Origin of the sequence: Treponema parvum (assembly GCF_017893965.1) — a bacterium.
Lineage (GTDB): Bacteria > Spirochaetota > Spirochaetia > Treponematales > Treponemataceae > Treponema_D > Treponema_D parvum.
Genome location: NZ_CP054142.1, coordinates 2,091,197 through 2,116,131 on the forward strand (window position 1 = coordinate 2,091,197; position 24,935 = coordinate 2,116,131).

Annotated in this window: 20 protein-coding genes; 11 read left to right on the plus strand and 9 right to left on the minus strand. The window is 41.0% G+C overall.

All coding sequences use genetic code 11. The features are described from left to right. Positions 1-69: 69 nt before the first annotated feature. From HRQ91_RS09225 to HRQ91_RS09235, 3 genes are all read right to left on the minus strand, one after another. Positions 70-963 (minus strand): nucleotide exchange factor GrpE, encoded by an 894-nt coding sequence (locus tag HRQ91_RS09225; protein WP_246473204.1) that lies wholly within the window; start codon positions 961-963, stop codon positions 70-72. 266 nt (positions 964-1,229) lie between these two features. Continuing rightward, complete coding sequence (locus HRQ91_RS09230; protein WP_210119274.1) at positions 1,230-2,195, minus strand: RluA family pseudouridine synthase; 966 nt, start codon at positions 2,193-2,195, stop codon at positions 1,230-1,232. Between the two features lie 70 nt (positions 2,196-2,265). Further along, on the minus strand, positions 2,266-3,525 hold the full coding sequence (locus HRQ91_RS09235) for a vWA domain-containing protein (RefSeq protein WP_210119275.1): 1,260 nt from the start codon (positions 3,523-3,525) through the stop codon (positions 2,266-2,268). A gap of 251 nt (positions 3,526-3,776) precedes the next feature. On the opposite strand from HRQ91_RS09235, the gene HRQ91_RS09240 reads away from it, so the two are divergent. The 4 genes from HRQ91_RS09240 (at position 3,777) to HRQ91_RS09255 (ending at position 7,768) form a co-directional block, all read left to right on the plus strand. Then, positions 3,777-4,868, plus strand: a complete 1,092-nt coding sequence (locus HRQ91_RS09240) for a hypothetical protein (RefSeq protein ID WP_210119276.1) — start codon at positions 3,777-3,779, stop codon at positions 4,866-4,868. Next, the gene (locus HRQ91_RS09245) at positions 4,846-5,448 is read left to right on the plus strand and encodes a helix-turn-helix domain-containing protein (RefSeq protein ID WP_210119277.1); all 603 of its coding nucleotides are present in this window, start codon (positions 4,846-4,848) and stop codon (positions 5,446-5,448) included. The genes HRQ91_RS09240 and HRQ91_RS09245 overlap by 23 nt, the downstream gene beginning before the upstream one ends. Before the next feature lie 76 nt (positions 5,449-5,524). Further along, positions 5,525-6,154 (plus strand): adenylate kinase, encoded by a 630-nt coding sequence (locus HRQ91_RS09250; protein WP_210119278.1) that lies wholly within the window; start codon positions 5,525-5,527, stop codon positions 6,152-6,154. 87 nt (positions 6,155-6,241) lie between these two features. Further along, positions 6,242-7,768, plus strand: a complete 1,527-nt coding sequence (locus HRQ91_RS09255; RefSeq protein WP_210119279.1) for an NFACT RNA binding domain-containing protein — start codon at positions 6,242-6,244, stop codon at positions 7,766-7,768. A gap of 23 nt (positions 7,769-7,791) precedes the next feature. Here the strand turns inward: HRQ91_RS09255 and HRQ91_RS09260 are convergent, their stop codons facing one another. Next, the gene (locus HRQ91_RS09260; RefSeq protein ID WP_210119280.1) at positions 7,792-9,720 is read right to left on the minus strand and encodes a PfkB family carbohydrate kinase; all 1,929 of its coding nucleotides are present in this window, start codon (positions 9,718-9,720) and stop codon (positions 7,792-7,794) included. A gap of 393 nt (positions 9,721-10,113) precedes the next feature. Between HRQ91_RS09260 and HRQ91_RS09265 the strand changes: the two genes are divergently transcribed. From HRQ91_RS09265 to HRQ91_RS09295, 7 genes are all read left to right on the plus strand, one after another. Then, the gene (locus HRQ91_RS09265) at positions 10,114-11,019 is read left to right on the plus strand and encodes a ribokinase (protein WP_210119281.1); all 906 of its coding nucleotides are present in this window, start codon (positions 10,114-10,116) and stop codon (positions 11,017-11,019) included. A 148-nt stretch (positions 11,020-11,167) separates the two neighbouring features. Continuing rightward, on the plus strand, positions 11,168-11,923 hold the full coding sequence (locus HRQ91_RS09270; protein WP_210119282.1) for an energy-coupling factor transporter transmembrane component T: 756 nt from the start codon (positions 11,168-11,170) through the stop codon (positions 11,921-11,923). Continuing rightward, entirely contained in the window at positions 11,911-12,762 is an 852-nt protein-coding gene (locus tag HRQ91_RS09275; protein WP_210119283.1) for an energy-coupling factor ABC transporter ATP-binding protein, read from the plus strand. Before HRQ91_RS09270 ends, HRQ91_RS09275 begins: the two co-directional genes overlap by 13 nt. 4 nt (positions 12,763-12,766) lie before the next feature. Next, the gene (locus HRQ91_RS09280; protein WP_210119284.1) at positions 12,767-13,564 is read left to right on the plus strand and encodes an energy-coupling factor ABC transporter ATP-binding protein; all 798 of its coding nucleotides are present in this window, start codon (positions 12,767-12,769) and stop codon (positions 13,562-13,564) included. An 8-nt stretch (positions 13,565-13,572) separates the two neighbouring features. Then, the gene (locus HRQ91_RS09285; RefSeq protein WP_210119285.1) at positions 13,573-14,547 is read left to right on the plus strand and encodes a nucleoside hydrolase; all 975 of its coding nucleotides are present in this window, start codon (positions 13,573-13,575) and stop codon (positions 14,545-14,547) included. Between the two features lie 78 nt (positions 14,548-14,625). Next, positions 14,626-15,219, plus strand: a complete 594-nt coding sequence (locus HRQ91_RS09290) for an ECF transporter S component (protein ID WP_210119286.1) — start codon at positions 14,626-14,628, stop codon at positions 15,217-15,219. A gap of 140 nt (positions 15,220-15,359) precedes the next feature. Further along, on the plus strand, positions 15,360-16,292 hold the full coding sequence (locus HRQ91_RS09295; protein ID WP_210119287.1) for a hypothetical protein: 933 nt from the start codon (positions 15,360-15,362) through the stop codon (positions 16,290-16,292). A gap of 92 nt (positions 16,293-16,384) precedes the next feature. On the opposite strand, the gene HRQ91_RS09300 is transcribed toward HRQ91_RS09295, so the two are convergent. The 5 genes from HRQ91_RS09300 to HRQ91_RS09320 all read right to left on the minus strand — a co-directional run bounded on the left by HRQ91_RS09300 (position 16,385) and on the right by HRQ91_RS09320 (position 24,912). Continuing rightward, the gene (locus tag HRQ91_RS09300) at positions 16,385-18,379 is read right to left on the minus strand and encodes a DEAD/DEAH box helicase (RefSeq protein ID WP_246473205.1); all 1,995 of its coding nucleotides are present in this window, start codon (positions 18,377-18,379) and stop codon (positions 16,385-16,387) included. A 655-nt stretch (positions 18,380-19,034) separates the two neighbouring features. Next, positions 19,035-20,789 carry an ABC transporter ATP-binding protein gene (locus tag HRQ91_RS09305; protein WP_210119288.1) on the minus strand — a complete coding sequence of 585 codons (1,755 nt, stop codon included), beginning with the start codon at positions 20,787-20,789 and terminating at the stop codon, positions 19,035-19,037. 535 nt (positions 20,790-21,324) lie between these two features. Next, on the minus strand, positions 21,325-22,362 hold the full coding sequence (locus tag HRQ91_RS09310) for a nucleoid-associated protein (protein WP_210119289.1): 1,038 nt from the start codon (positions 22,360-22,362) through the stop codon (positions 21,325-21,327). Beyond that, the gene (locus HRQ91_RS09315) at positions 22,335-23,873 is read right to left on the minus strand and encodes a hypothetical protein (RefSeq protein WP_210119290.1); all 1,539 of its coding nucleotides are present in this window, start codon (positions 23,871-23,873) and stop codon (positions 22,335-22,337) included. Before HRQ91_RS09315 ends, HRQ91_RS09310 begins: the two co-directional genes overlap by 28 nt. After that, complete coding sequence (locus HRQ91_RS09320) at positions 23,866-24,912, minus strand: nucleoid-associated protein (protein ID WP_210119291.1); 1,047 nt, start codon at positions 24,910-24,912, stop codon at positions 23,866-23,868. The genes HRQ91_RS09315 and HRQ91_RS09320 overlap by 8 nt, the downstream gene beginning before the upstream one ends. Positions 24,913-24,935 lie beyond the last annotated feature (23 nt).

Below are 24,935 nucleotides of genomic sequence, written 5' to 3' on the forward strand. Positions count from 1 at the left end.
CTAATTATAAACAAAGACCCCATAGGATCTTCTCACATTATTTTCGTTTAAAATTCGCCGTTTCAGATGTCAGCTGAGAGCGTTCGCAGAGTCTGCAGCGCTCTCAGCATTCGCGCCGTCCGCGTCTGCCTGCTTTTCACCTGCGCTTCCGTCCGGCATCATAACAGAAACCTTCGCATGCCTTATTATCCTGTCCTTTAATTTATAGCCTTTTAAAAAGACATCTTTAAGGACCGGCGAGGCCACAGGCCCGTCGCTGCTTCCTATAGCTTCATGCTCGTCCGGATTAAAAGCGTCCCCTGCGTTGCCGTAAGATATCAATCCGTATTTGTTTTCAAGCATCGAAACCAAATTCCCGCTCACCATTTTAATGCCTTCGACGATGGCCTTTATATCGGTCGCATTTTTAGCGGCTTCAAGGCTGCGGTCAAAATTATCAAGACTTTCAAGCAAGTCCTGCAAAAGATTCGTATTTGCGTAATCAAAGGCGTCCTGCTTTTCTTTAAGCATGCGCTTTCGGTAATTGTCAAAATCCGCAGCCCTTCTTAAAAGCTGATCTTTTAATTCAGCGTTCTCTTTTGTAAGAGCTTCGATTTTTTCGGCGTCGGACGCAGAAGATCCCTCGCCGCAGCAGACTTTTTCGGAACTGCACACACTTGAAGAGCCGCTCCCATTCCGAGCGCCGCATTCCCCGCTTTCACGCGCTCCGCCCTGCTTCATGCCGGACGCGCCTTCTTTACCGCCCGTACCGGTTTCCGAGCCGAAAGCCCTGTCCGCATTTTTTGCGTCGCCTTTGTCCGCCGCATCTTGTGCGGCTTCGCAAGCGGTCTCCGAATGCTTACCGTGATGAACTTTTTCAGCATGTTTTCCGCCGTGCGGGCCCTCAAAACCGTGCTCCATCTTACCGTTTTTTTCAAAATCTTTTTCCGAGGCCTTTACGGTCTCATCTTCTTTAGCTTTCACTCTTTTTCCTTATTTTGATTGTTTTCATTATTAAAGATAATAAACAGGAACAAAAAACGTCAACAAATTTAAAAATAAACGCATAAAAAATCTAATTTTAATACGGGCGCACCGGCGGCAAGCCGCCGTCGGGCTCTTGCTACAAGTCCTCGCCGTCCGAATACGGCTCCGGTCTTTCCGCGCGATCCCTTGCGCAAAATCACGAAAAAATCGCTAAAGGCGATTTTTTCGTGATGCACACATGTGTTTATAGGATTTCCCGCTTGTCAAAAAAAACCGTCCGGCAGCACGGAGCTCACGGTCATCTCTTTTTTGCTTACAGGATGCGTAAACGAAAGACTCAAAGAATGCAGCATTATCCTGCCGTCCGGCAGGAGCGAAGGAGCGCCGCCGTAAAGAGAGTCTCCCATAATCGGAAGACCTATGTCCGAAAGATGAACTCTTATCTGGTGAGTTCTTCCCGTAGCCGGACGGGCTTCAATGTACAATAAGTTTTTTCCGCCGACATTTTTTTCATCTTTTATAAAAAAATCCGTATGAGAAAAAACACCCCCGTCGCTTTCGGAAAGCCTGCCCCATTTTCCGGCCTTAGTCTTGGAGCTTATCCTTCCCATAAACATTTCAACGCTGAATTTGTCGCCTATATGCTTTATGCCGCCGCTCCTTTGAGAGCACACGGCTCTATACACTTTACTTACGCGGCGTTCGTTATTATAAAAATCAAACATTTCGTGTACGGCGGCATTTACCGAACGCTGCTTTGTAAAAAGTATGACTCCGCTGGTTTCGCGGTCAAGGCGGTGCATGATTCCCGCGTAAGGCGGATTTAAAAGATGAGGATTTTTCTTCCATAAATACCTTACAAGAGCGTCATGCAGATTGTCCCTGCTCTCTAAAAAAGTCTTTTCCACAGGAAAAAATGCGGGCTTGTCTATTAAAATAATATACTCGTCTTCAAATAAAATATTTTTTTCTTCAAGTTCAAACTCAATATCGTTCGTCTTTTTTTCAAAAAATAATTTTTCTTCGTCAACTCTTATTTTGATTACCGCCCCCGCACAGACCGAAAAACTCGGAGATCGGACGATCTTTCCGTCGACGCTCACTCCTCCGGCGACAATAAGGCGGCGTATTTTTCCGTTGGAAAGAGGTGCGCACATAAATTCCGGAAGTTTTTCGCGCAAAATCATATCGAGCCTTTTACGGACGCCGTTTTTTAAATCAAAATTCATCACTGCCATAATTTCACTCTATACGGTTCAAAAAAAATGCCTTCCGCAAAGGCCGAAATTTCAATGCTCGCTATCTTCCGCGGCTCGCCTTATCGTCGGGCAAAATTATCGCGTTTACGCTTATCCCTTTTTTGACGGAAAGTTCTTCGATGAGTTCCTTTGAATAGCGTCCCGTACCGCGCGGACGGGGATGAGGTTCGGCGTCGCCTATGAGTATTATCTTTTTAACCGCGGCCGGCCGCCACCTGTAAAATTCAATCGAAGCGTACAAGGCTTCATAAACGGCTTCCGGTATGTCCCCGCCTTCAAAACCCTTTATCTCAAAGTCGTTTAAATTTTTCAAAAACACGTTTAAATCGTCCGTAAAGTCAAAAAATCTTAAAGGCAAATTTCTGTACCGCCAAGAATCCACATAATCGCGGTATAAAATCAATCCCAGCCTAACGCGATTGAATTTCTTCAAATCTTCCAAAAGACGAGGTATCCATTCCTTTCTCAATTTTTCAATGTCGTCCTGCATGCTGCCTGTGGCGTCGATCGCAAAGACGCAATCAACAGTAGAACCGGCCGCTATGGAATTTATGGGCTGCATAATGTCGTCAATGATAGTCGAAGGTCCTGCGGAATATATCAATTCTTCGGAAATTTCTTTGAATTTTTCGGCGGCGACGGGATTATACGCGTCGGTCAAAACAGGACCTGCTGAAATTTCTTTAGGCGGATCGGGGATAGCCTCAGGAGCGGCGGCTTCGGGCGCTTTTATTTCAGGCTGCCGCTCGACGGGTCTTCCCAAGTCGAACATAAACGGATTGTCAAAATAGCGCCCGGTATAATCGGCGTATTTTTTTTCAAACGTTCTTATGTTGATAAAAAAGCCTCTGCCGATTTTTACGCTTCCGTTTCTTGACCACGGATAGCCGAACACTATGTTCGCGGGAATATATATATGGAAGCATTCGCCCATGTCGTCATATTCCGAAGCGCTCGAATCCACCAAAGAATATCTTGCGTACTTTGAATCCAGCACTTTGCCGTCAAGATAGCGTATTTCGTCGCCGTTTACCGCATTCCATTCAAGCGCGCGGTAAGCGTAATTGTCTTTTTTCCCTTCAGGGTCTTTGGTAGTTTCCGTAAGTAAAACGGATTCGATGCCGGGCTTTTTTTTAATGTAAAGATCGTAGCCCGTCACGGATGAAAAATCACTGCCGTCTTTGGGCACAAGTCTTATGTCGCTTTGCGTAACCCAAAGATCATCCGCAGCGCCGCTTTGGGCGCTTAAAAAGAACGCTGCAAGCAGCGATGAAAGAAAAAATGCCGTAAACTTTTTCATACTTCAATTATCGGATAAAAATTCCGCATTCTGTAAAAATCCGTGCATTTCGGCGGGAGGGCGATGTCAACACGTCGAAACACCGCAGGAACGTATTACGGCGTCATACGTCGAGCAGCGTGCCCGCAGCCGAAACACGCCGAACCCGCAAGCGAGCTCGCGCAAAACCACCTGCCGAAATCAGCAGTCCCGCGCGATATACCCCTCGCGGATCTTTGATTTTTCGTCCCAAATGTGATATACTGATCTATGTGTCTGAAGAATCTTTTACGTCAAAAAAAATAGAATATGAATCCGTTAATATAAGCGACTTTTTTGACGGCGCCCAAGAAACGCCTCAGGAAACCCACATAGTCGTTTTTACCCCTAAGCAAAGGACTATGATAGACTCCTTCCTTTCGCGCCTTGAACCTATAGACAAACAGCGCTGCAGACGAATACGAGAGCGAATAACAGATCTTGAACTCCTCGTTGAAAGTTTTGAAAATTTTCCTTCTCTGCTTGAAAAGCACGAACTCACTGCAGACCTGCGAACGCCGCAGATTCTCATAGATTCCCTGATTTCAAATCAAAACGAAGGCGATCAGACATTGCAGCTGCCGTCGAAAGCGACATTGGGCAAGGGTTTTTTAGTCGCAAAGATCCACACGTTTTCTTCCTTAACAAGTCTTACGCACCGCACGCCGGAACTGCAGGACCTCGCCGACGATTTTCAGACGGAAACAATTTCCATGATGTTCATGCTGCTGGCAGAAGACGTATATCTTAACCTGATACGCGACACTTCCATCCCCATGGAATTTAGGCGGCACCTGTCAATATCACTTTTGCTCCTGTGGGAACACAGAAACGACCAAAACATAAGCGATATAGCTCCCGTTCTTCAAAGCGTCTGGAACGCAAGGCGAAAACTCGCTCCTGCTTTCGGTACAATGATGGGAACAAGCGAACTCTTGCTTATTTCAATACAGATGGACAGTCAGTGGATACAGTTTATAAAAAAGCAACTCGGGACGCCGGAAGTTTCGCAGGCAATGGAAGAGTTCCTTTTCGGCATCTCTTACGAACAGATAAAAACATTGCGTTCCATACTTAAAAATAAGGGAATCTCCGCCATAAGCCGCGACGAAGTTTCCGATTTTTTAGGCGAACACGTAAAAGTTGACGCCGGTCTGGATTACAGAGATTTTTATTCCATATACACTCTTCGCCGCGACAACGCCCGAGCACGCCGCCGCATGCACTTGGAAGGCCCGCATAAAACGCTTGAAGATTACTTTATACAATTCGTCATGGAATTAAACAGGGAGAAGCAGCAAAATGATTCAGCCGCAGGCCGATAAAAAAAAGAAGCGCATACCCTACCACTTCGGAGAAAAACTCCGCGCAGTGCGTGAAAGAAAAGGATATACGCTTAGAACCGTTGCAGAACGTGCGGGAGTGAGCGAAAGTCTTGTTTCCCAAATCGAAAGGAACAGGGTTTCTCCTGCGATCGACACGCTTCTCGGACTGGCGGCTGTCCTTGATATAAACCTTGAATTTCTTTTTGAAGAATACCGGCGCGACAGGCCTGTTAAAATTATTCGAAAAGACGAAGGCAGAATCGTTTCTGAAAAAGACATCACGTTTGAAGAAATTTCGCATCCTGAAACCGGCAACGGAGAGCGCGCGTTTGAAGCATTTATTCTGAGGGTTCCCGTCGCTTCACATACGCACAAGGGATCCTACGGGCACTTAGGCATGGAATTCGGGTTTATAGTGCGCGGAAAAGCGGAACTGCACTATGAAAACTTGGTGTATGAGCTTAACGAAGGCGACAGCGTTTCTTTTTCAGCCGGAACGCCTCACGTTATCTATAACATAGGACAAGTGCCGCTTGAAGCGATCTGGGTAGTAACCCCGCCTCAGCGTTTTGTATATTGAAGCATCGATCGTTTAACTGTGCGCAAGGCGCGCACTAATGCAACAGTCGAACAAAATAAATAACTGGAGAGACGCTATGAATTTTATTTTTTTAGGACCGCCGGGAGCCGGTAAAGGCTCCCTTGCCGTAAAAGTCGCTCAGGAATACAAAATTCCTCATATTTCCACCGGAGATATTTTTCGTGCGGCAATAAAGAATAAGACACCGCTTGGAATACAGGTTAAAGCTATAATCGATTCCGGTTCCCTCGTAAGCGATGACATCACCTCTGCTCTTGTAAAGGAGCGCCTTGCCGAAGACGACTGCAAAAACGGGTTCATTTTGGACGGTTTTCCGCGAACGATAGCCCAGGCAAATGCCCTTGATACGTTTTGCCCCGACGCTACGGCAGTAAATTTTGCAATACCTGAAGAGTCCGTAATACGACGGTTGAGCACGCGCCGCGTATGCAAAAAATGCGGAGAAAATTACAATATCGTAAGCGTTCCTCCGAAAAAAGAAGGAATTTGTGACAAATGCGGCGGAGAGCTTTTTCAAAGAGACGACGACAAACCTGAAGCCATAAGTCACCGTATGGAAGTCTACCGCGAACAGACCGAGCCTCTGATAGCTTTTTATCGGGAAAAAGGGAGGCTTTTCGACATAGACGCTGAAAAACCCACGGCGGAAGTTCTAAAGTCATTTAAAATGAAATTCAAGATTTGATTTCGGCGGCGGCCTCCGTTGCGAGGGAAACTTCGCACTTGCGCACGGCGGCTACACTTTGAATAAAACTTTTGCTATAATTCCTGCGTGTCGCTAAACTGCAATGAGATAAACCTTATTCTTAAAGAACTGGATCTGACAGGAGCCTTTATACAGGACATAATACAGCCGGGTTTTGACACCGTCGCGCTTTGTACGTATAAAAACGGCGCTGCAAAGACGGTTATAATTTGCACAAAGCCCAATTCCTGCCGTATAAACGAGACTTGCAAAAAAATCCCGAAGAACGACAAGCCCTTGCGCTTTATGGAATTTTTGCGTTCGAAGATACGCGGTTACAAGATCGCTTCATGTAAACAGATCGGTCTGGAACGCATTATTAAAATGGAATTACGCCACAGTGGTGAAGACGAATATTTTAACATGTTTATCCGATTGTGGAGCGGCGCCGCAAATATAATTCTCTGCGATAAAAACAACAATATACTCGATTCAATGTACAGAAGACCTTCAAAAGGCGAGGTTTCGGGCCGGACTTACATTCCGCCCGAAATAAACAAAGCGGAAAATTACGAACCGGCCGCTGCCGATAGTGCAAATGGCATTACGTCAATTCCGACTGAGCCGCCGCCTAAAGACAGCTACCCCATCCGCCGCTTCGACGATATTGAAGAGGAATACCGCAAAACGAATCCGTCAAAAGGACCTCTCACCTTTAATCAAAAAGTCGATATTTGGTACAGCGAATACGCTCAGGCGCTGTCGCGCGAAGCCCTGCTTGAACAGGCAAAAAAATGGTACAACAGCCATAAGAGCCGGCAGGAAAACGCTCTTGAGCGTCTGACCGTAAAGCAAAGAAATTTTAAAAACGCTATATACCTTAAGCATCAGGGCGACTTGATTCTAAGCTGCGTAGGCTGTGCCGTAGACAAAAGTTCGAATTTTCTCGAGTGCCGAGATTTTACTACAGGAAGCACGGTTCGCATAAAGATAGACCCCTCAAAGACCGTACAGGAAAATGCCGCAGCCTATTACAATCGATATAAAAAAGAGATGTCGGGCGCAACTGAACTTGAATATGAAATAGATTCGGCAAAAAAAGCCCTTGCCGCACTGGAGCGCTCGTATGAGGCGATAAAAAAAGAAACAAACCCGATAAAAATCGAACAGATGCTCCGGAAAAACTTAACTCCCAAACAGCAGGAAAAAAAGATCCGCCCCGGGCTGGACTACACTGTAGACGGATGGTACATACTTGTAGGACGCGACGCCGATGAAAACGACGAATTATTGCGCCGTCACGCAAAGGGAAGCGATCTGTGGCTGCATACGAGGGACTGCCCGGGAGGGTTTGTCTTTATTAAAAACCGCGCAGGAAAGACCGTCCCTCTTAAAATACTTTTATACGCAGGGAATCTTGCCGTTTATCATTCAAAAGCGCGAAAATCGAAAAAAGCCGATCTGTATTACACTTATGTAAAATATCTGCGCCGTGCAAAAAACGGTCCTAAAGGGCTTGTAATCCCTACGCAAGAAAAAAATCTGACAATAGAGCTTGACGACAGAATCTTAAAAGAACTCGACCGAATAAGGGCGCAGGAAGAAGAACCGTGAGGAGTCCGTTAAAAACCGCGTCTTTACGGCTTGCATGCGGCTTTCATAGAATTTCTTTCAAAGTCTCTAAGCTGTTCTCTGCCAGGGAGAGACGTCTGAACACCGGCTTTTGTGACGCTAAGTCCCGCAGCATAACTTGCAAAGACGATCGACGATTTCATATCATTGCCTTCCGAAAGGTATACCGAAAGCGCGCTTATAAAAGCATCGCTTGCGCCCGTCGTATCTATTGCGGTAAAATCGAAAGCCTTATAATACACGCCTGTTTTGCCGTCGGTATAAAACGATCCTTTTTCTCCAAGAGTAATAATAACATTTTTTATCCCCTGCTCTATAAAAAAATCCGCTTGATCTTCAACGGTCTTTTTTTGCGGACACATGGATCTGGCTTCCATCTCGTTCGGGATCAACAAAAAAAGATCTTTAAAAAATTCCGGCGGAATATGCACTACAGGGGCCGGTTTTAAAATCACTTTTACTCCGTTTTTCCTGCATAAATTTATTGCCGTTTTTACGGTTTCAATAGGAATTTCAGTCTGTATAAGGGCGTATGCGCTGCGTGAAATTATTTTTTCTGCGTTTTCAAGCTGATCGGCAACGAAATAATCATTTGCCCCTCCGTAAACGGCGATAGTATTATTTCCCTTTTCGTCAAACATTATATAAGCCGATCCCGTTCTTTCTCTGGCATCGAATATTATTCCTTCGACGTTCACATTATTATTAAGCAAATTCCTATAGATTTCATGTCCCTTTAGATCATCACCCAATCTTCCTATAATTGAAACCTGACCGTTAAGCCTTCCAGCGCCTATAGCCTGATTTGCCCCCTTTCCCCCCGGAATTGATGATTTTGAGCGCACCATAAGAGTTTCGCCTGTCTGCGGTAAATGAGGAAGGGACAAAATAGTGTCCGTATTAAGGCTTCCTATCACAACGATTTCTCTGCCTTTTACGGATGGAGGAAAGGCAATACCGGCTGTCCGTTTTAACAAAAAGTCACATTTTGAAGATCGCGTTTTTATGATTCCGTTGTCAATAAAATTTATCAGCCCGTTCACGGCTTTTGAGGCAACGTTTTCAAAATTGATGCGAACGGTAGAAATTTCCGGAAAAAAAATATCGGGAACTTCTTCGTCTTCAAAGGCGATCAAAGAAACATCCCTGCCGATCTTCCAATTGCTCTTATCCATCAGCTTATAAATACATGCGGCAATCTTCACGCTGCCGCAAAAAAAAGCGGTGATCCCCAACGAAAGCAAATGCTCAACTTCTTTTTCAATCCCAGCTGCAATAGAGGTTTCACCTATTCCTGCCGTTGAGGAAGTTAAATCCGCGCACGATAATTTATCCGCCGAAAGTCCCGCCTTAGACACTGCAAATTTCGCGCCCTGAATAAATTCTTCGGAATGGTCGTCAAAAACGCAGCCTATGTTTTTATGTTTATGTTCCAGCAATTCAAATACGGCTCTTTCGCACATGCCTACATAATCAAAATAAAATGACGATATATGATCAAACGGAACGCCTATCACTACGAAAGGCTTTTTATAATTTTTATATTTTGAAGCATTCGCTCCGGAAAATGTCACAAGCACAAGTCCGTCATAATAACCGTCCGCAACCGTCATGATCAAACGGTGTTCACGGTTTTCATCAAACATCGAACAAAAAATAGAAAGGGCGTATCCGTTCTGTGCAGCCTCTTTCTCTATGGACTCAAGCAACCGTCCGTAATACATTTTACTGACCGAAGGGATTATAAGCGCGAGGATGCGCATTCCGTATTTCGCGCCGCTCTTTAAACCGTACGGATGATATTTGTGCTTTTTTATGACGTCCAAAACTTTTTTACGCGTAGATTCGCTTATATCGGCAGCCTTATCGTTAACGACTTTTGATACCGTTGATATGGACACGCCTGCAATATTTGCAATATCCTTCATATTCATTTTGACATCCCTCCAAATACAACGGATCTAAGAACATAAGGTCGCTTTAATATTACCCTATATTGTCCATTGCAGACAACATGCAGAATAACGGTTGAATAACGACGGGTTTTAAAACCGACGGCAAGTTTCGCATTATATTGCTTTATATTTAGAAATCAGCAGTCCTCACGCAGATTCGCAGCAAAGCTTCAAGCAGCGTCGGGGTATCAAACCCTCCGCACGAAAAAAAGATAAAATTCTTCTTGCGTTATTGAAATTCTCAATATACAATATTTATTGACAGCTGAACGAAACAGTTTTCGAAAATATTTTCGCAATTCATAATTTGTTTATGCCAACTAAAAGCGATGGCCGGCTCATACCGGCGCCGTAATATGATGAGGAGGAACATTGAAAATCCTTTGCTTCGGTTCATTAAATATCGACTATATCTATGAAGTAAATACGTTTGTAAAAGCGGAAGAAACCATTTCCTCAAAAAGTTTTTCAAAAAAATGCGGAGGAAAGGGTCTTAATCAGGCGGCAGCGCTGGCAAAAGCCGGCTCCCAAACCTTTTTAGCGGGCTCGGTTGCCGCATCGGGAAAGTTTCTTACCGATTATTGCAAAAAATTCAACGTCGATACAGGCTTTGTTGTCGAAAACCCGGAGGTTGAAACAGGGCATGCCATAATCCAAGTGGATACGCACGGGCAAAATTGTATTTTACTTTACAGCGGAGCAAACCGCACTATTACGACAGAACATATCGATAGAGTCTTTAATAATTTTACCGCAGGCGATTACGTGCTTTTGCAAAACGAAATCAACAACATTGCCTATATAATGAAAAAAGCAAAGGAAAAAAACATAAAAATAGTATTTAATCCTTCGCCGCTGGATGAAACTGTATATGAATATCCGCTCGATCTTGTAGACATATTTATAATGAACAGAGTCGAAGGGATGGCCTTGTCCGGCTGCAAAGAGGAATATGGCGGCGATTATAAACGGCTTGCACAAGCAATAGCAAAGAAATTTCCGCACAGCCGAATTGTGTTGACATTGGGCAAGGCCGGAGCGCTCTACCTGGACGATAAGACTTCATGCTTCCAAGGTATCTATGACGCGCCTGTTGTGGACTCTACGGGAGCGGGAGACACTTTTACAGGCTATTTTATTTCACAGCTTGCAGGGGGACAGAGCATACAAAAGGCGATGGAGATAGCGTCAAAGGCTGCAGCTTTGGCTGTTTCAAAAAAAGGTGCGACCGAATCCATTCCTTATATGGAAGAGGTTCTGTCACACCAATTCAAATAAACTTACAACGGATGCCATATTATGTTGCAAATTATGCAGTCGGATAATAACTACGTGATTAAACGTTTCTTGTTTAAGGGACGCTGAATTTATTAAATCACAAATACGATCTTTGTGATGTTATTTTTCAATAAGGAGAGAGCAAATAATGAAGCAAGAGAATAAAATTGTTGCGCTATATCCGTTAACTAAATTTTATTTGGCAATAGTTCTGGTTGTTTTAGATATTATTATGCCGGGAATTTTGAGCAAGCTGGTTATATTTGTAATAATAAATATTATAGCTGCAATGAGCGGTGTTTGGAAAATATTTATCCGAAGAGTGAAAAATTCCGTGGGGCTTTTGTTTCTGATATTGCTATTTATACAAACGTTTTTCTATCCGAAAGGAGAAGTTATATTTTCAGTTTGGATATTTAATGCAAAGCTGGAAGGACTTTTATTTGCCTTAAAACTTGGCTTTACATTAATGGGTGCAGGAGGCAGTTTGATTTGGCTCTTTTCAGTTACGCAGGAAAAAGATTTTGTATTAGCGTTAGAAAAGAGCGTAATGAGTGCAAAAGCTTCTTATGTGGTGCTGTCAACACTACAAATGGTTCCCGTTTTAAAGAAAAAATCCCAGACGATTATGAATGCACAAAAAGCACGAGGAGTGGAAACGGAAGGAAATCTTTTTGTAAGAGCAAAAGTATTTGTTCCAACAATTATTCCACTTGTATTAAGTTCAATAGCAGGAATAGAAGAACGGGCGTTGACATTGGAAGCCAGAGGTTTTTCATCAGGAATAAAGCCGACACATCTGTATGATATAGAAAAAACGGAATCGGATAAAAAAGTCGTTATACTAATTACAATATTCGGTGTTTTAGGTATTGCCGGGAGGGTTGCGCTATGGCTTATATAGATATACAAGATGTTAATTACACATATCCTTTGGCTAAAACACCAAGTATTGCTGATGTAAACTTATCTTTCCAAAAGGGAAAAATTTATGCGATATTAGGCGCAAATGGAAGTGGAAAAACAACACTGTGTAACATTATAAGAGGATTTATTCCTAATTTTTTTCAAGGAAAGATCGAAGGAAAAGTAATAGTTGACGGAAAAAATCTAGAAGACTATGAAATGGGAGAACTGGCATCTAAAATAGGATATGTTTTTCAAAATCCATTTAATCAGATTACGGGAGCCAGAGACACTGTATATGGCGAGATCGCATATGGATTGGAAAATTTTGGAGTTCCGGTAGAGGAAATAAAGCAGCGTGTAGAAAAGATTATGGTAATTACCAACACCGCTTATCTTCAAAATAAAAATCCTTTTGAGTTATCAGGCGGTCAACAACAGAGAGTAGCTTTGGCATCGGTGCTGGTTCTGGAACCGGATATATTAGTGATAGACGAGCCGACATCACAGTTGGATCCACAGGAAACGGAACGTGTTTTTGAAATTATACAAACAATGAAAAAAATGGGAAAGACCATCATTCTTGTTGAGCATAAGATGGAATTAGTGGCTGAATATTGTGATGAAGTAGTAATTTTGTACCAAGGGAAAGTAATTCGACATGGCGATAAACATAAAGTTTTATCTGAAATTGAATTAGAACAGTTTGGGGTTAGGTTGCCGTTAACAGTATATCTTGCAAATGAATTAAAAAAACATGGAGTAAGAATAGAAGAAAATATTATTACTACAGATGAAATGGCTTATCAGCTTCAAAAAATCGGAAAGAAGGAGTAGCAGTATGGGGATTATTGAATTCAAAGACGTAAGTTTTCAGTATCCGAATGGTTTTTCTGCTGTTGAAAATATAAGTTTTGAAATTAATAAAGAAGAAGCAGTCGCTATCATAGGTCAGAACGGCGCCGGCAAGACAACAACTGTTAAAATGATTAACGGATTATTAAAACCAACTCAAGGAACGGTTTTGGTTGATGGAATGAATACGAAAGACTATACAACAGCGCAATTGTCAAAAGTTGCAGGATATGTATTCCAAAATCCTGATGATCAAATTTTTCATAACAATGTGGAAGATGAGATTAGATTCGGACCAAAAAAGCAGGGATTGTCGGAGAAAGAAATTGCGCAAAAAACCGAATGGGCAGCCGATCTATGTAGATTATCGGAACAGATGCAGGAAAATCCTTATAATCTTCCGCTTTCCATTCGTAAATTTGTTTCCATTGCGTCCGTATTGGCAATGGACGGAAAAATATTGATACTGGATGAGCCCACCGCAGGTCAGGATTTGTTTGGAATCAAGAGATTGGAGGACATCCTTAAAGAATTAAAAAAAGAGAATAAAACCGTAGTTACAATAACCCATGATATAGAATTTGCGGTAAATAATTTCAAGAAAATATTTGTAATGTCACATAAAAATCTGCTTAAAGTAGGAAGTGCAAAAGAGATATTTTCCGATGAAGATCTTTTAAAAGATAGTATGTTGAAAAAGACATATATAGGACAATTATGCGATAAGTTAAAATCGGATAAAACAGCTGTCACAATGGAAGAATTTCTGAGTTATTACAACTAGAGGTTTAAATGGAGAAAGAAAAAATTATCATTGATTGTGACCCGGGAACAGATGATGCGCTGGCTATCATATTGGCGTTATACTCAGGAAAATTGGATTTAAAAGCAGTATGTAGCGTGACAGGAAATGGAGCATTAGATACGACAACAAGGAATGGATTGAATATTCTTTCGTTATGTGGAAGAGAGGACATTCCGTTATATCGCGGGTCGGCAGTTGCATTAGACCGGAAACAGCCGGCAACAGTGAGTGCATTTGGCGATGACGGCCTGGGAGGCTTTGCAGATACTATATCTTCAAATAAAAAAGAAGAAGATCTGAACGCAGTAGATTTTTTGGTTGAATATGTGAATAAATATCCTAACGAAATTACACTATTTGCGATAGGACCTTGTACGAATATAGCCCATGCGATACGCAAGTCTAAGGATTTTGCCAAAAATCTAAAACATTTAATTATTATGGGAGGGGCAAAGTACACTGGAAATATGAGTCCTGTGGCAGAGTATAATTTTTGGGCGGATCCGCTGGCAGCGCATGAAGTTCTGATGGCAGGTATTCAAGAAGTAACGATGATAGGTTTGGATGTTACAAATAAAATTGCCTTAGACTGCAACATGCGGGAAATATTAAGAATGTTAAATACCAAATTATCAACATTTGTTTATAATATTACTCAAATAGGGATGGATGAAAACTGGAAAGAAAGAAGAAAAGCCGTTTCGCCAATGCATGACGTACTAACTGTTGCGTACTTCCTTGACAATTCCATTGTGAATGTAAAACCGGCATATATTGATGTAGTGACGGAAGGAATTGCCCGGGGACAGTCCATTGTAGATATAAATGGACATTGGAATAAAAACAAATGTAATGCAAAATATGCATATGATGTTGATACAGCTAAATTTTATAAGTTGTTTTATAAAGAAATATTCAATGAAGACATTACAGATTTGATCGACAAAAAACAGGAGGAATGAATAATGAAAAAAAAATAAAATGTTTTCAATATGAAGACATTACAGCTTTGATTGACAAAAAAATAGGAGGAATAAACAATGAAAAAGAACGAAACATTTTCAATGGTGGTTATTTTATTAATTCCGGTAGCAATTGCAATTAATATTGTCGGAGGACAGATGACCTCCTTATTGAAAATACCGGTAGATTTAGACATGATAGGCGTTTTACTGGTAGGCGCGCTCGCAGGACCGATCCCGGCAGCGGTTACAGGCGTATTGACAAACCTGATTAACGGTATTTTTGATCCAACATGGATTCCGTATGCATTTTGTGCATTCTTTATTGGAATTGCGGCAGGATTATTGTCAAAATACAATATGATGAATAAGATTTGGAAATTAATAGTTTCAGGAATTATTATTGCTTTGGTAGCAACAATTACAGCAACGCCGATCACCGTATTCTTCTTTGGAGGATCAACAGGCGGAGGCGCCTCTATGCTGGCTGCCGGACTGATGGCGACCGGAAAACAGATTTTAGAGTCGGTTTTATCAGTTTACATTGTAACTGAAAGTGTAGGTAAATTAATTTCCATATTTATAGCATACTTTATCATTAAAGCCATACCGGAAAGATCTCTTGTAAAATATAAATATGGGGATAAATTTATAAAAGCAAAGAGCGAATAGTACACATTAAGCAGTTTGTGTTAAAGTCGGCCATCGTATAAAAATGCGGCTTGAAGTATAACCTCAAGACCGCAAATACAGGCCGACAACAGTTTCATCTTACAATTGAAAATCCCCAGTTTTTGCTATAAAATTAAATAATGCGTCCGGATATTTTTTCAAATAAGCAGCTGCGCCGTATTGCAAAAGTTTCTTCGCGTTCGCTATCATCCTTTAATTGGCTGCTTCCTTATTTTGTCCTTCCGTGGAGGGCGAAAACCTTTAAGACGTCGTGGAAATACATCGGGTCCGTAATAAAAAATTTTTTTATATTACAATTCTTTCAAAAATGGGGCTTTTACCACATACCGGTCGTAAATGTGGAAAGTCCTCTTGACAATACGGTTCCGTTTATTCCCGGTAAAATCGACATTTACATGCACTTTGTGAATTTCTGGCTGTCGCCCTTAAGCATGCTCATACAACGGTTCGGCGCCGGCCGTTCCTTACCGTTCGCAAAGGAATTTGTAGAATACATAACAAAGGCATATAACGAAGCTGCCCGCGTGTATAAGTTCAGACTGACGACGACAAACCGTCCCGATTATCGTAAAAATGCAAAATTCAAAAATATTCACAATCTGGATCCGCACTATCTTTGCGTGCCGAGCCTGCACGTCGCAATAGCGGTTCTTTGTTTTTCATATTACAAAATGCTTTTTGAGAGAGAAAATTTTACCGAACGGGAAAAAGAAAAGTGGAACAAGGAACTTTACGAAGGAGCCGTCGCTATAACGGAATCCGTACTTTTTGTAAAGCAGCACAGCGTAAACTGCATTCCTGCTGCGCTTTATATGATGTCGCATATCACGGATTTTTTTACAACGGACGACGCAGTAAATTTTATAAACGATCTTTTTAAAAACACGCCGGAACTTACAGGCGAAAACCGCCGCGCAGTGATCGAACACATACACTATATGTATGAAAGGCTCATACTCGAAGGCTGTCATGAGGACGATTGGGCAGTACCCGTGCAGCGATGGATCGTAAGCCATGCAAAAGCGACGGGACAAGACAAAACAAAATTATAAAAAACGCACGTTAACAGCACGCTAAGCGCACTTTAATCGCAGACTGACAGTGCGCCTATAAGCCGGCAGCAAGGCGCGCTTCTTAAAAAGCGTTAAAACCTTTCCTCGCCGGATTTCTTTTTTTTATACAGTTCAGCGCCGCCCTTACGCCCTTCGACTTTGTTCAAACCCTTGCCCGCCCGCCTTTTAGCCCTGCCTGACGGCGAACGCACATCGTTCGGAAAAGCTCTGCCGTACTTTCCTCGCCCGACTCTGCCTTCTCGACCGGTACGGGAATTTAAGACAAAGCCTCCGCCGGATTTACTGTCAACATGCATGTGAGGTAAACCCTTGTCTTTACGGGACATTTCAAGAACCTTCTTTCCGGCCGAGACAGGCAAACTTACAAGGCTGAAACTTGAAGATATGTCAATGTTATCGACCATACGTCCGGGAATATGCAGCAAATTGCTAAAATAATCGGCTATCGAACGCGCATTGTATCCGTCCCTCCTGCCGAGCTGAACAAACAATCTTATCTGACCGCCTTCTCCGTAAGATTTTACCGAAGAAATCAAACCGTAGCGCGATCTGTCAAGAGTTTTACCGTAAAAATTTTCAAGTACTCTCGCAAGAATCTCTTTAGGATTCGAATATATACCGGAACATAACTGTTCCGCGAGGTTTTCAAAAATAAAAGACGCCTTTACGTGATTTTCCGGATCGTTAATATCGCCCAAAACGGTCGCCTCAGAGACGCCGCCATTGAAACCGCCTGCCCCAGAAGGATCGGAAACGCTGCCGAGAAGATCGTCTTCCCCACATCGTTCGGATATGCCGTTCCGAACACTGTCCGCCTCAGCAGGCTCGGAAACACCGAGAGATACTTTAATCTCATCGAACAATCGTTTACGCTTTGCCTCAATAACTGCATCTACGGAAGGAATTTCTTCTTCGATCATTTCACCCTTGCTTGCGCGCCGCACAGCCGCTTGCATAAACTTAAGTTTTCTACGTTCGTCAGGCCTTACAAAGGTTACTGCGCATCCCGACGAACCGGCGCGCCCCGTCCTGCCTATGCGATGAACATAGGTAGCTCCGTCAAAAGGCAAAGAATAATTTACAACGTGGCTCAGCCCCGTAATGTCTATACCTCGGGCGGCTACATCCGTGGCTACAAGGACGCGCGTTTTTTTGCTTCTGAATCGCATAAGGATTTTTTCACGCTGAAGCTGCGGAATATCGCCGTGCAGGGCGGAAGCTTCGTATCCGCGCTCGTCAAGCATGCGGCTTACGGCGTCCGCGTCGACCTTGGTCTGCGTAAACACAAGGCCGTAAAAATCCGGAGAAATATCTATAAGGCGTACTAGAGCCTCTATCTTTTCATTTTCACGCACAACCCAATATTTTTGGTCAATTAAGAGCGGCTCTTCCGTTATTCCTTCTTCTTCAATTATTTCATACTCGCCCATAAATTTATGAGCGATCTTGAGAATGGGTTCGGGCATAGTCGCGCTGAACAAAAGAATCCTGCTTGAAGGATTCGCCTTTGCAAAAATGGCTTCGATATCCTCGATAAACCCCATATCAAGCATTTCATCGCCTTCGTCAAGGATAAAATAATCGATTTTTTCAATGTTCAAACTGCCGCGTTCAAGATGATCCTGAATACGCCCCGGAGTTCCCACGACGATCTCCGCTCCGCGCTTTAAGTCCTTTATTTGCATTCCCATGGAAGCGCCGCCGTAAACGACCGCCGATCTGGGATATTTATCAAAAACAAACGACTTTATTTCAGTGCAAGTCTGAACGGCAAGTTCCCGCGTAGGTTCAAGAATCAAAGCTCTCACATGGTCGCTTTGCTCTCTTAGCTCCTGAATAAGAGGAAGGGCGAAAGCCGCCGTCTTACCGGTGCCTGTGCGCGCCTTTGCAATGATATTGGCGTCGCCGTTTAAAAGACGGGGAATCGCCAAAATTTGAATTGGAGAAGGCGTTTCAAAGCCTTTTTTAGTAACAGCGACAAGGGTCTTTTCGTCAAGACCCAAGTCTTCAAAAGAGATTTCTTCCGTTTCCATCCGTTTCCCGGCGACAAGAAAAACTTGCCGCATATTACAATACTGTGTGACGAACCGCCGGAAACGCAAAAATATTCTATTCCTTTCCTTACAAAAACATTTAATATCGATGTCAAGGAAATTAAAGCCGCTGTTTAGACAGACCGTGCATTAGAGGCAGGCATAACACGCAGATAAGATCCGCACATTAACTACTTTGATCGTGCTCCGCTAATATATATAATAAGAGGAATAATTGCAAGAAGAGCTCGCGATTTCGAGCAGTGGCGCAGAAATCGCGGGCGCCTCTCATAAAAGAAAAAACGGCTCGGCCGGTTTTTCTACTTCAGACTTAAAAGAGCGATTTCGAGCAGTGGCGCAGAAATCGCGGGCGCCTCTCATAAAAGAAAAAACGGCTCGGCCGGTTTTTCTACTTCAGACTTAAAAGAGCGATTTCGAGCAGTGGCGCAGAAATCGCGGGCGCCTCTTATAAAAGAAAAACGGCTCGGCCGGTTTTTCTACTTTGGACTTAAACGAGCAAATCCGAGCAGGCGCAGGATTTGTGAGCGCCTCCTATAAAAGAAAAGCGGCTCGGCCGGTTTTTCTACTTCAGACTTAAAAGAGCGATTGCGCAGAAATCGCGAGCGCCTTTTCTTCTCGAGAGTCTAGTATAAAGAAGGGATTCCCGGCACGGATGTCGGGGAAGTCCCTACATTCTCCACCGTTCCGCTTCATATTGTATATCCCACAGCCGCCGATATAGTCCCGCTTGTGCAATCAGCTCTTCATGAGCGCCGCGCTGACTGATTGTTCCGTTTTCCAGCACGAGAATCTGATCGGCGTTTTGTATGGTCGAAAGTTTGTGCGCAATCATAATCACCGTTTTGTTTTTTAAAAGCTCCTGTAAAGCCGTTTGAATCAGCTGTTCATTTTCCGCATCGACATTTGCCGTTACCTCGTCCAAAAGGATAATCGGCGCATCCTTGATAAGAGAACGCGCAATGGAAATACGCTGCTTTTCTCCGCCGGAAAGTCGTGCTCCCGCCTCACCGATAACCGTGTTGTAGCCATCTTCCATCGCTTCAATAAATTCCGCACAGCCTGCACGCCGAGCCGCTTCACGGACTTCTTCGAGCGTTGCGTCCGGCTGTCCGATACGGATATTGTTCAGCACGGTATCATTAAATAAAAACATATCCTGAAATACAAAACTGATATTCTTCAACAAGTGTTCGTACGAGAGCGCTTTTACTGCCTTACCGCCGATGCTGATCTCCCCATGCCCGGGCCGGATATCCCAAAAGCGTGCAATCAAATTCGTAACCGTTGTTTTGCCGCCTCCCGAAAGTCCGACAAGAGCCGTCGTCGTTCCTTCCGGTGCGCAAAAACTAACATCTCGCAATACCGGCGTTTTATTGTATGCAAAATTCACATGCTCAAAACAAATATCGTACCGCTCAAGTTTTTCCGTGCCGGAAATATCTTCTAACTTAGGAATCGTCTTAATTTGATTCATCCGGTCGATGGACTGCTGCGTCATCTTTGCAAAGATACTGAATATCCCCATCGCTTCGGCGCCGGTAAAAAGACTGAACGAGGCAAGCATCAATAAAAAGGCTTGCGGAAATACGAAGTCCTTGTGCAATAGAAACAGTCCGGAAAGAAATACAATCCCCGTCGTAATGAGCCGAAAACATAATTGATACATGCCTATCGGCGGGATATGAACAAATTCTCCTCGCACGGAAAATGCGCGCAATCTTTCATAAGCGTTTTGTGTTTTAGAAAATTGTTTTTCCGTCATGTTGTAGGATTTCAATACGGGCAGTCCCTTGATAAATTCAATCGTATCCTCCGTTACCTGTCCGATCAATTTTTGCCGGTTCAGCTTGAGCGCATCCTGCCGTGTTGCAAGATATCGGTAGGCAAACCATGTCGGAATGAGCAAGACAAGCACGAGCAAAAAAATACGGTAATCAAATGAGAGGCAGATCATAAGCGCGATGACAAATACCGGAATGCCGACTGCAACTTTTTCAATGACACCTATGCCTTCTATTTCCAAAAACGCCGCGTCCGAGGTAATCGTCGAAACCACATCGCCCAAATTCTTTTCATTAAAAAAACCGAGCGGCACCTTCCGCAATTCCTTCCCCAACGTTTTGCGCTCTTCCGCCATACACTTATACCCCGCGCCCGACCGCAGACGCGAAACAAGGTAGCGCAGCACGATGCGGACAAGAATACTCGCCAGCATAATCAGCGAATACCGGATCATTACCGGCATCGTCAAAGCCTCCGCAACATCAGGATTAAATTCCGGCATCCGCGCGGTAATATGAAACGCTGCCAGCAAAGGAACCACAATCAGCCAGCCGTCAAAAAAGCTCAACACAAGCGAAGCATACAGCTCTCTTTTTTGCCCGCTCATCAACTTGATAAAATCCCGTACTGTTTTTAACATACCGATTCCCCCATTTCTGCAATTCTATATCATTTTCCCGTCCGCTGTCCGTATAACAAACGAAACATTGTCTTCCTGCGATATATTTTAACTGCAAGCATAAGTGGGGGAAGTAAATGAACATGATTGCATTTTTTAATTATAATATTATGATTTCGGGCGTGCCGGTTTACGCCGCACAATTATGTGCCGCGGCGTAAACCGTCGGGCTTTTCGCTTGTAGCTTTTTGCCGTTACTGCATTATAGAAGCAGTGTTTCGCCTCACGTCGAAAACTGCTTTTGCTACGTATCAACGGCAAAAAGGCTACCGCTGCAATCCCTCACGCTGTCCAAGAATTGACATCCTTGTCCGTTTGAGAAAGGAACATTTGAGGCTCTGCTGAACATGAGTTCGCTTGGAACCAGCGGTATCCGTGACAAGAATATGCACGACAGACGAGCTTATGTCAGAACCGTCATCTTCTGTGAAAAATTTAAAAATTTATATAATCTTAGTTTCGATATCGTATGAGCAATATACGTATACAATAAGTTCTATTTTTCTTCGTTGTAATACACTTTGTAGAATTTACCTTTTTTGTCCGTACCTTGTTCGATGTTTTGACTGTTACCATCGATAACGATTTTGATTTTTTTATCCAGTTGGATGACCCGTTTGAACGATCGCTGCTGTTTTTTTCGTGCGGTTTCGGAAATAGAAAAGCTATTGTTTATTGATGTGCCGCTTTCATCTTCGCAGCGTTGTTTGTAGTGATAGAATTTTTCAATGATATCGGGTTCAATCATAACTTCATTGGTAAAGTCATCAATATCACAAGTATCTTTATCTTTAAAAAAATCCAAAGATTTATTCAAAAGATCAATTTGATCGGCTTTTGAAGTGCCTAACTCCTTGGGCAACTCTTGTGTAACAAAGTTTTTTGCTAAAGTCATAAAATTTTGCGTATTGGTATATTCATCTTTTCGGCGGCAGACATGTAGAAAATCATTAAGCCAATAGCGGGCTTCAACGCCTCTTCCGGCGTTATCTACTACAGCAACTATATAACCATTCTCACGATCTTTGTTAAAAATAAGGCACCCTTTATCCAGTTTTTTAATATTGATACCTTTTTCAGTCTGTAAGTTAAAATTATCGTTTTCCTGTAGAACTTTTAAAAAGGTGTCTTTATTTTCAGATTTAAATAAACCTACTGCATCGAGCGTTTCGCTGTCTAAAATACAATCTTTAAAATAAACGGTATAAAACTCGCCACCCTTAATTTTAGGATGAGTGCTTTGTTCATAGAGGTGCTTGGCTAAATTGACGGATTGTTCATAAAGTTGTTCTCCATTGTCAAAAATTTTTGAAACATAGGTATATACTTCGTTCAAAGCTAAATCACTTTCATGATAAAACTGATAAAATTCTTCAGAATCGAAAGGAGTGAGGAAGTAGGATATTAAGTTTTTCTCCATATCCGGATTAATTTCAATTATATCTGTTGACAATATAATATTATCCTGATTTAATTTATTACCAGTTATATGAAGTATAAGTTTCTTTATTGAAAGATATTCCGTATACAACATATCAATGCACCTCCAATGTCAGGATTTGAAACATTATTACTATTGCTATTATTATCCAAATAGATTATATATAAAAATACACCTAATCCTATGATAGACAAGAACCATAAAATAGAATAGTATTTCTTTTGTTTTTTTACAAAATGAGCATTTGTATCATTTTTTTGCGGGTCACACTCTTCAAAGATATTTTCTAATTCTATATCACTTAAAACATCCTTATACCGCTCTTTTATTTGATTATAATGTTTATTGTATAAGTTAAGCTTTTGTGTTAATTCCCAGCGTGAATATATAAGTAATCCGAATGATATCAATAAAAAGAGCGATGACAAGCCGATGATTTCATTTGTAAATCCATGTGTAAAATCTCCATTTGATACAACTTCAATAACTATGACTGATATAAAAAAAGAAACTAATGTTAATATATTTTTTTTAAAATCTCCGATAAATGTATCCATTATATTCATAATTTTTTCTTGGAGATTTATAAGTAATTCTGATAACTGATTTCTCATTTCAAGGTATTGTGTTACATTTTGCTTTTCATATATCTTGTAATTTGAAAGTATAGATTCAAAAGCCAAAGGATTAAGTTGTAATGTCATGCAACTAATATTTAATGATATAATATTTCTAGCAATATTTATTTTATCTGTACTATTTCCACCTAAATATATCCATCGATAAATATCATATATTGCTCTACAAGAATTTATATCTACTTTGATATTAGAGATTGTTTTTATGTCAATTTGTTCACTTAGTGTTTTAAAACCATTGATCTTATACTCATAGACATCATTTTTAAAGATTGAATAATCAAATATAAAATTGCACATATAAATTATGCACGCCTTTAAAAAAGTTTTTTGTAAGGAATTCGTTACATCTATTTCGGAGCAATACAAATCTTCAGGAATGAGATTATATTTTTTCATTTCACTGTAACATAATTTTCTGGCATCATTTATTCTATTCCTTTTGATAATACTTTCGATGCCTGATATATTGCCTGTAGCATTTTTAGGAATAAAAGAGATTGTAGTTGTACTCCATTGAGAATAATTTTCATCTTGAATTTCAAAAATAAGAAAACCATTTAATCTATTATTAATCACTTCAAGAAATTGCGATAATGATAATTCATTGATATATTTAGTAAAATTATTAATATCATATATTGATAAATAATTTTCTTTAATATATTTTGCTATATGAATTTTAATTCTGGCATGCTGAATATTCTTTAAACGAAATTCATCAATAAAATCATTCCAGCTATTTTTAAGTTTTGAGAGATAAGATATTGTTTCTTCATTTTCGGAAACATAGATGGCAATTTGGTCACGAGCATTTAAAAATTCACATATATTTTGTTGTGATAATATTTTGACAAAATCTTTTACTTCATATACAGCAACTACCTCATCACAATCTTCTTTTTCTGATATTAATTCAAAAGATGTGGAAAATAAACTTATTATATTATAACAGATCTTACTCATTTTGTTCTCTGTCCAGACCTATCGCGTATTGATATCCCTCAGAACTCAAAATCATAATATATTCTTTACCTTCATCATCTCTATGGGGCTTAATAACTCTATTAATATCTAATATGTCTTGCTTGAGTTTTAATTCTATTCCTTCAGAGAGAAAAATGGTATCTTTGAATTTATCTGTTATTACAGTCGGTGTTTTTTGGAATGAATTATCAAAACCATGTTTTTGGGGTAGTCTTTCAATTTTTATCTTTATATTTTCAATATTTAAAGAATTATCAAAAGGTTGATAATTTCCAATGATAACATCCTTATAATGATTTATATCAAAATCACCATCTGTTCTAAAATAGGCAATAGTAGCATTTCTTAAATATAGATAATCTTGTTTGTGTTTACGCCTTAAAGGTTCAATTATATCTTTTTTTATGGCATCATATGCTGTCTTTGTATTTTTTATATCGTCCCTTACTTCACTTAATTCTAAAAAGTTTTTCCACCAATAAGCTGCTTTTTTAGAATTAGCATCATATGTCAATATTTTTGTATATTCAAATTTATAATCAAAATATGAAACATTCATAATAAAGGATTTAAATATCTTCTTTTTAGTTGGTAATCCGCTTTTCTTTTCTCCACTTAGTTCTTCCAAAAATTCTGTATAATCAGCTTTTGTAATAATCAACTTGTATTCGGTTTCTGTCATTTTTGTAAATGAAATCATTAAAATCCCTTTAGGAATTTCTTTGTCTAAATGTGCAATTTTTTCTTTTGTATCATTTTCAACCGATAGTAATTTTTCTGCCAACAACTTGCATACATCATCTCTACTATTATTGTTTTGAATAATATTATCAATATGGGTTTTAGTTGTTTGCAAATTTGGGTCAAAAATATATTCTCTATCTCCTTTAGTATCTACACAATTAGTAATCAAGTCCCAAATATAACCTTGAATATTTTGTTTATTTGCAAAAGATTCAACAGATACTGTATTTTCCTCATTATCCACTTTTAATAAGTTATAAAATATTATTTCCATATTAATTTCCCCCCTCACAACCA